We start from the raw sequence: 1,284 nt of genomic DNA, 5'->3' as shown, positions 1-1,284 counted from the left end.
ATCGTTCCTACCAGCGAAGCCGGCGACTGTTGTTGATTGATCGCGTCGAGCATGGCGGCACTCCGCGCACTGTCGATACGAGCAGCCAACAGCTCGCTCTGAATCCGGCTGACGTCGGCGCTCGCCGCCGTCGGGTCGAGCTCGACCAACAATTCGCCAACTTTCACCGTCTGACCGTCATTGACGTGGATCGCTCTGACCACCGCCGTTTCACTGGGTTGAATCAACTTGGTCTTGCCATTGGGAACAACCTTTCCCGGAGCGATAGCCACTACCTCGATTTTACCAATGTAGGCCCAGAGCAACGCCAATACAGCGAAACCCATAATGCCCCAGGTGAAAATCCTCGGCGCTGGGTGAACAGGTGTTTCCTGCAACTCCAAAGCCGTCGGTAAAAACTGTAATTCATGAGCAAGTCGCGGCGACACGTCCATGTTTTTACGTTGGCGCCAAGACTCACGCCATGCGTGACGATAACGCTGCAATAAGGAAAGGGTGGCGCTCATTCGACGTTATTTTCCTTGAATCGGAGTATGTTTATCTTGGTCACATCTACCTCTGATTGTGTTATTAACCATTGATTACGTTATTAGCGTTTTCATCGTACGTTCTGGAAATGGAAACCTTTCAGCCTTGCTGCATTCGATACAGTCGTGAATAGTGGCCGTCCTGACGCGCCAGTAACTCGGCGTGGGCGCCCTGTTCAACGATCTGCCCGCGATCCATCACAAGGATACGATGCGCGTCGCGTACAGCGGACAACCGATGAGCGATAATGATGACCGTACGCCCCTTGCAAATGCTTTGCATGTTCTGCTGCACCACCCGTTCAGATTCGTAGTCCAGCGCACTGGTCGCCTCGTCAAAAATCAAAATGCGAGGATTGCCGATCAAAGCTCGGGCAATGGCTACCCGTTGCCGCTGACCGCCCGAAAGTGACGCGCCGTGCTCACCCACAATGGTGTCGTAACCTTCGGGCAGTTCAAGGATGAATTCATGGGCGCCAGCCATGCGGGCGGCGTGCATGACCACTTCGAGCGGCGCACCCGGATCGCTCAAGGCAATGTTTTCACGAATGCTGCGGTTGAATAGCATATTGTCCTGCAACACCACGCCAATCTGTCGGCGCAGCGAGGACACATCAGCCAATGCCAGGTCCATGCCATCGACCATGACCCGTCCGCGCTCTGGAACATAGAGCCGCTGCAACAAACGGGTCAGAGTACTTTTGCCGGAACCGGAGCGGCCCACTACACCAATGATTTCTCCCGCGCCAATGACCAG

Annotated in this window: 1 protein-coding gene and 1 pseudogene; both read right to left on the bottom strand. The window is 55.0% G+C overall.

Going from position 1 to position 1,284, the window contains the following annotated elements:
- Positions 1–506, bottom strand: a pseudogene (locus Phpb_RS27130) (hemolysin secretion protein D); the annotation flags it as partial.
- Between the two features lie 121 nt (positions 507–627).
- The coding region (locus Phpb_RS27125; protein WP_240492645.1) for an ATP-binding cassette domain-containing protein at positions 628–1,284 on the bottom strand (657 nt) is incomplete at its 5' end.

The organism is Photorhabdus namnaonensis (assembly GCF_001684335.1).
In the GTDB taxonomy this organism is placed as follows: Bacteria; Pseudomonadota; Gammaproteobacteria; order Enterobacterales; family Enterobacteriaceae; genus Photorhabdus; species Photorhabdus namnaonensis.
The sequence above is the reverse complement of the archived record's forward strand: the minus strand, read 5'-3'. Positions and strand labels throughout refer to the sequence as shown.